8 protein-coding genes are annotated in these 6,319 nt (G+C 62.2%); 3 read left to right on the top strand and 5 right to left on the bottom strand.

The window, feature by feature from the left end:
* The coding region (locus ENZ75_RS17060; protein WP_164887849.1) for a DUF763 domain-containing protein at nucleotides 1-864 on the top strand (864 nt) is incomplete at its 5' end.
* A gap of 23 nt (nucleotides 865-887) precedes the next feature.
* Here the strand turns inward: ENZ75_RS17060 and ENZ75_RS17055 are convergent.
* The 5 genes from ENZ75_RS17055 to ENZ75_RS17035 all read right to left on the bottom strand — a co-directional run bounded on the left by ENZ75_RS17055 (nucleotide 888) and on the right by ENZ75_RS17035 (nucleotide 4,848).
* Nucleotides 888-1,331: a PPC domain-containing DNA-binding protein gene (locus tag ENZ75_RS17055; protein ID WP_027161655.1), complete on the bottom strand. Its 444-nt coding sequence runs from the start codon at nucleotides 1,329-1,331 to the stop codon at nucleotides 888-890.
* Between the two features lie 44 nt (nucleotides 1,332-1,375).
* Entirely contained in the window at nucleotides 1,376-1,693 is a 318-nt protein-coding gene (locus ENZ75_RS17050) for a hypothetical protein (protein WP_013531559.1), read from the bottom strand.
* Between the two features lie 117 nt (nucleotides 1,694-1,810).
* Nucleotides 1,811-3,391, bottom strand: coding sequence for a DHA2 family efflux MFS transporter permease subunit (locus ENZ75_RS17045; RefSeq protein WP_082826674.1), 1,581 nt, complete (start codon nucleotides 3,389-3,391; stop codon nucleotides 1,811-1,813).
* An 11-nt stretch (nucleotides 3,392-3,402) separates the two neighbouring features.
* Entirely contained in the window at nucleotides 3,403-4,578 is a 1,176-nt protein-coding gene (locus ENZ75_RS17040; RefSeq protein ID WP_244514300.1) for an HlyD family secretion protein, read from the bottom strand.
* A gap of 99 nt (nucleotides 4,579-4,677) precedes the next feature.
* Nucleotides 4,678-4,848: a hypothetical protein gene (locus ENZ75_RS17035; RefSeq protein WP_082826673.1), complete on the bottom strand. Its 171-nt coding sequence runs from the start codon at nucleotides 4,846-4,848 to the stop codon at nucleotides 4,678-4,680.
* Between the two features lie 181 nt (nucleotides 4,849-5,029).
* On the opposite strand from ENZ75_RS17035, the gene ENZ75_RS17030 reads away from it, so the two are divergent.
* On the top strand, nucleotides 5,030-5,647 hold the full coding sequence (locus ENZ75_RS17030) for a (2Fe-2S)-binding protein (protein ID WP_013531562.1): 618 nt from the start codon (nucleotides 5,030-5,032) through the stop codon (nucleotides 5,645-5,647).
* A gap of 1 nt (nucleotide 5,648) precedes the next feature.
* Nucleotides 5,649-6,319: FAD binding domain-containing protein (locus ENZ75_RS17025; RefSeq protein WP_128278196.1), on the top strand; the 671-nt coding region annotated here is incomplete at its 3' end.

Below are 6,319 nucleotides of genomic sequence, written 5' to 3'. Positions count from 1 at the left end.
GTCCAGGACGGTTTCGATCTTTACCTGCATGGTTTCATCGTCACCGATGACGGTCGCTGGGTCGTGGTGCAGCAAGGCATGAACGGTGACAGCAAGGTGGCGCGCCGCTACCATTGGCTCTCCGAGGGGCTCAAGAGTTTTGTCGACCAGCCGCATGCCGCCATCGAGGGCATCAATCAAGGCGAGATCGTCAACCTGACCGACAGGCGCGCCGACGCGTCGCGCCAAGGGCAACTGAACCTTTTGCAGGAGCTCGGACCCGATCGCATCCTGGGCGAGCTTGCAGCATTGGAGCGTTGCGCGGAGCCGAGGCGCCGGCAGGAACCGGAGCAGCCGCTGCTGCCGCATTTGGTCATGCCGGCCCATCACGACGTTCGCGAAAGCGATGTCGTCATGCATCGTCTTCACGGCAATATCGCCGCCGCCGCGGACCGCGGTCCCACCGATTTCGCCGAGCTCCTTCTGGTCCCCGGCGTCGGCGCGCGCACGGTGCGCGCGCTGGCCCTCGTTGCCGAGGTGGTGCATGGCGCGCCTTGCCGCTTTTCCGATCCCGGCCGCTTCTCGCTGGCGCATGGCGGCAAGGACAGGCACCCGTTCCCTGTGCCGCTTAAGGTCTATGACGAGACGATCGGCGTGCTGAAGTCGGCCGTGCAAAAGGCAAAGCTCGGTCGCGATGAAGAAATCGGCGCCTTGAGGCGGCTCGACGATCAGTCGCGGCAAGTCGAACGATACGTCACCGGCCTCAGCCTGAAGGAAATTGTCGCGGGAGAATTCGACCAGTCGCATCTGCTTGGCGGGCGCAGCGTGTTCGGGTGGGAAGCGGCCCCGGACACAGCACCTGCTGAGCGGAGCAAGAAGGCCTGAGAACGAGCTAGAGCGGCTGTAGATCAATCGTCCAGATCGATGAGCGCGACACCGAGATCCGGGCGCTTGCTGCGGCGCAGATGGCCGGGCGCTTCCACCAGGGTGATTTCGAGCGTTGGCCGAACGATGCCATCAAGCAGATGTCCACCCCGGGTGGTGCCATCGCTCAATCCCAGCACCGCATGGACGTGCAGGCTGGGCTTATCGTCATCACCCAGTGCGACATCGCCGATCGCGCTCAGAACCTCGCACTGTTCGTCGATAGGGATTTTGCGGTAGGTCTTCGCGTCCGGATCAAACCAGCCCACGGTGGCTTTTTCGAAAGCCCCTATGGCGGTCAGGGACGCGCTGCCGATCTTCTGGTCGACCGCGAAGGCGGTCAGTGCCGCGAACGCTTCTTCGCCTGGGTCGAGCACCAGGACAAATGTCCTTTGTCCGCCGATCTCATTGACGAGCTGCGATTTCATCCCTGTCCTTCCATCGTTCGGCCCCATTGAGCGCCGCCGTCAGATCAATGGGCACGGTGTTCCGCATTGCGCTTGCGGGTCGCTGCAGCTTTCTTTGCCGATTCCGATCGGCTTGCGGCAGACCGTGATGCCGATGCCTTGCCGCCGCTTTTGCCGCCTTTGTGCGCCGCCGGATGGCCCGTGTGTTTGCCGCGGCCCGAACCGCCTTCCTTCTTGCCACCGCCATCGTCCTTGTTGACGGTTGCCCATGCGCGCCGCTCTGCCTCCTTGTCGGAAACCCCGCGCTTCTCATAACCTTCGGCAATGTGGTCGGCTTTACGCTCCTGCTTGTCAGTGTACTTCGATTTGTCGCCTCGTGGCATGGCCAGCTCCTCCTGTTGAACAAGGGCTGAACGTCGACCCGACGCGGTGGTTCCAACATAAGTTCGCGAAGCCGAGGCCGCATGGCGGGGCAGCGCCATACACCGCCGCGGCGCGAGCTAACGCTTTTCGGGCCGGGGAGAGCGCAGCAGCAAGGCGAGAGGAACGAGCAGTGCGGTCGCTACCGCGCAATATCGAAAGACATCGATATAGGCGAGCAATGAGGCCTGCCGCGCTATCAACTGTCCTATCCAGCCGAGCGCCTGCTGTTTTGCGTCGATCATCGGCGAGCCTTGAGCCACGAAGTGCTCGGTCGCCTGACGCAGAACCTGCTGGTAGGCCGGTGACGACTGTGCCGTGTGGCCGACGAGGTTTGCCTGATGGATTTGCGCGTTCTGGGCTATCACCGTGTTGGACAGCGACACACCGATGCTTCCGCCGATGTTACGGGCAACGTTGATGAGTGCCGACGCCTGGTTCGTCTGCTGCGGAGCAAGACCGACGTAAGCCGCCGTCGAGATGGGGATGAACAGGAAGGGCAAACCGATCATCAGGAAGATGCGCGCGAAGGCAAAGAAGCCGAAACTGACGTCCGGGGTGAGCGATGTCATATGCCAGAGCGCGACAGCGACGACGGACATGCCTGCCATGATCAGGTATTTGGGCTGGACGATGGCGCCGGCAAATCCGGAAATCGGCATAAGCATCAACATTGCGATGCCACCCGGCATCATCGACAGGCCCGACAGGGTCGCCGTATAGTTGAAGGCGGTCTGCTGCAGTTGCGGCATCAACTGGGTGGTGCTGAACAGCACGGCGCCCACTGCCATCATCACCAGGAACGATGTGCCGAACTGGCGGCTGAACAGCAGGCGGACGTCGACGATCGGATCGCGGTGACTGAATTCCCACGGGATCAGCAGCAGAAATGAGACCGCCGAAATCGCCGCGAAGGTCACGATGAAACCTGATGCGAACCAGTCGTTGCGCTGGCCCTCATCGAGAAAGATCTCCAGGCAGCCGAGTGCCGTGGCGACCAGGATGAAACCGACCCAGTCTATTCTGAGGCCGCCCTTCAACCGTTCCTGCCGTTCGCGCTCGAGCACATCAGGCTCGACCACCAGCCACTGCACCAAGGCAAGCGACATGATGCCGAACGGGACATTGATGAAGAATATCCAGTGCCAGGAGAAATGGTCGGTCAGCCAACCGCCGATGGTCGGCCCGACTGTCGGTGCGACGATGACGGCAATGCCGTAAAGAGCAAATGCCTGGGAGCGTTTTTCGGGTGGAAAGGTGTCGGCGAGAATGGATTGTTCGCTGGGTGCCATGCCGCCGCCCCCGAGGCCTTGCAGGATCCTGAAGACGATGAGCATTTCCAGATTGGGCGCCAGGCCGCACAGCAGCGACGCTATGGTGAAGATCGCCACGCAAAGCATGTAGTAACGCTTGCGGCCGATGACGCTGGCCAACCAGCCGCTAACCGGGATGATCACGGAATTCGCGACCAGATAGGTGGTGATCACCCAGGTGCTTTCGTCCATCCCGGCCGCGAGGCTGCCGGCGATGTTGCGCAGCGCCACGTTGGCGATCGAGGTGTCGAGCACCAGCATGAAGGTGGCGATCGAGACGACGACTGCGATCAGCCACGGATTGCGCCCGCCGGCGGCGGACCGGGTTTCGCTCCGTTCACCAGCCATTTCGACGGCGCTCATCTCACCTTGACTGTCGGCACCACCGACAGGCCTGGACCCAGCAGCACGCCCGGCGGTCGGTCGAAGACGATCTTCACGGGCACGCGCTGCACCACCTTGACGAAGTTGCCGGTGGCATTCTCGGCCGGCAGCAGGCTGAAGGCGGTGCCACTGCCCGCCTGGATGCTGTCGACGCGGCCGTGGAAGTTCTTTTCGGGATAGGCGTCGATATCGATGTCGACGGGCTGTCCCGGCCGCATCAGATCAAGCTGGGTCTCCTTGAAATTAGCCTTCACCCAGACCTCGTCGGGAACGAACATCATCAGCACCTGACCAGGCTGGGCGTAGGTGCCCTTGGCGGCCGTGATACTGGTGGCGCGACCGGCGACAGGCGCGGTTATGATGGTGCGCGACAGCATGGTGCGGGCCTGCTCCTGGCTGGCCTTGGCTTGATTGAGCTTTGCTTGCGCGCTCTTGGTCTGTGCTTGCAGAACAGTGACCTGGCTTTTCGCGGCTGCCACGTTTGCTCCGGCGCTGTCGAGGGCGGCCTGGTCCTGGCGCAGGGTAGAAGCGGCCTGTTCCGCCTGCTGTTGGGTGGAGGTTCCCTTGGCCAGCAGCTCACGGTTGCGCTTGTCCTCCGCTTTGGCAAACTCGAGCGCGGCCTGGGCCTGCGCCACCTGCTTCTGTGCCGCATCGATCTTGGCGTTTTGTGCTTCGATCTGTGCACCGACATCGACGATCTCGGCCTGCGCCGAGGCCACACCGGCGTCGGCTTCCGCCAGGCTTGCCTGATAGTCGCTGTCGTCGATGCGCAAGAGCACGTCGCCGGCTTTCACAGACTGGTTGTCGGTGACCGCGACATCGGTGATACGACCCGATATCTCGGCACCGATCGTCACCGTGCGGGCGTCGATGAAAGCATCGTCGGTCGATTCATACTGACGCGCGTCCAGCCACCACAAGACCAGCCCTACGGCAATCAGCAGCACTGCGAGCAGGATGGCGATGGATATGTAAGGGTGCCGCCGAGGGAAGCTCAGCAGGCTGGGCTTTGGTTCTCCGGCCTGCTTATCCTGCTTGTGCTCCTGACCGACGTCTCTCCGGTGCTTTGGCGCCGCCTCTGAGGTGGCCCTGCGTGACGTGGCGTGCGTGTCGCCGGTTTCAGATTCTTCGGTTTGGGTTTTCGCGTCCACGGGAGAACTCCCAGGAGTTTTGACCGTGGCCAGTCAACGACAACTGGTCGTAAAAGGTTCCTGGCGACCGGGCACGGTTTCGCGCCTGGCGGAATTGGTTCAGCCGATTGCCAACCTGACCACGATGGCCAGGATCACGATACCGACCAAGCCGGCTATGAACATAACCCGACGCGTGCGCGTTCGCAGGATGATCTCGCCCTGTCTCGCCTGCTCCGCAGAGAACACAGGTCCATTGTCACCGTCCTTGTCATGCCGACCATCGCTCATGATCGCCTCCTTCCGGCCCTTGGCACACACCGGCTCTTGGCACACAACCATCGCTCGACAGGCGAGGTTCCGGTTATATCGATCCCGCCAGCAGAAAAAGGATCACAGGCTCGTGAGGAGGGAACTTTGTCCTCCGCGACTGGTTTGGGCCGCTTGAGACCCAGCCAGCCCGGAGCCAGCCATGCCCGATGCCAAGATGTCCAGTGGCCTGAGCAGACGCATGTTCATGACGGCCTCTGTTTCGGCGGCGGCGGCGATGCCGCTTGTGAATTCCCCGACGAGAGCTGCCCAGCCAGCGTCCGCAAAGCCAGCCGAACCGCGCGACTTGTCGGCGGTTTCAATGCGTATCAACAAACAGACCTACAATCTCGCGCTCGACAATCGAACCAGCCTGCTTGACGCTCTGCGCGACCACGTCGGCCTGACCGGCACCAAGAAAGGTTGCGATCACGGTCAGTGCGGCGCCTGCACGGTTCTGATCGATGGAAAGCGGGTACTGTCCTGCTTGAGCTTTGCCGTCATGAACCAGGGGCGGGAGATCACAACGGTGGAAGGCCTGGCCTCGACGGACGGGGAACTGCATCCGGTCCAGCAGGCCTTCGTCGACCACGATGCCTTTCAATGCGGCTATTGCACACCGGGTCAGATCATGTCCGCAATCGGTTGCATCAACGAAGGCCATGCTGGATCGGAAGATGACATTCGCGAATATATGAGCGGCAATCTATGTCGCTGTGCGGCGTATCCCAACATCGTTGCGGCGATCGTCCAGGCGCGCGACGAGATCAGGAGGGCTTAGGATGCGCCCCTTCGTTTATGAAAGACCAACCAGCGTCTCCGCTGCAATCGCCATGGCATCCCGTGTCGATGCCGTGCGCGTTCCGCCAACCGGCGCCGACACGCAATTCATCGCCGGCGGCACCAATCTGGCCGACTACATGAAGCTCGGTGTCGCGCGGCCGGACCGACTGCTTGACCTCAACACTCTTGCCGAGCCAGCCTTGCGGCAGATCAGGATAAACGATAACACGATCCGGTTTGGTGCACTGGTCCGCATGGGTGAAGCAGCCGACAACGATGACGTCCGGCGGCGTTGCCCCGCCCTTGCCGACAGCCTGAAATTCGCCGCCAGCGGTCAGCTTCGCAACATGGCGAGCCTGGGCGGCAATGTGCTGCAACGTACGCGCTGCGAGTATTTTCGAGAGATTTCCTGGCCGTGCAACAAGCGCGAACCCGGCTCCGGTTGCGCTGCGATGGAAGGGTCCAATCGCCAACACGCCGTGCTGGGTACGAGCGATGCCTGCATCGCCACGTATCACGGCGATGTCGCGCAGGCGCTGGTTGCGCTCGATGCCACCGTCGAGATCGAAGGTCCGCGGGGAAGGCGCACGCTTGCATTTGCCAAGCTGCACAAACGGCCGGGCGACACGCCCGACATCGAGACGGATCTCGCCGCCGACGAGCTCATAAC

Source organism: Mesorhizobium sp. M7A.F.Ca.CA.002.04.1.1 (assembly GCF_004022805.1).
Lineage (GTDB): Bacteria > Pseudomonadota > Alphaproteobacteria > Rhizobiales > Rhizobiaceae > Mesorhizobium > Mesorhizobium ciceri.
This window is presented reverse-complemented; position numbering and strand designations above follow the sequence as displayed.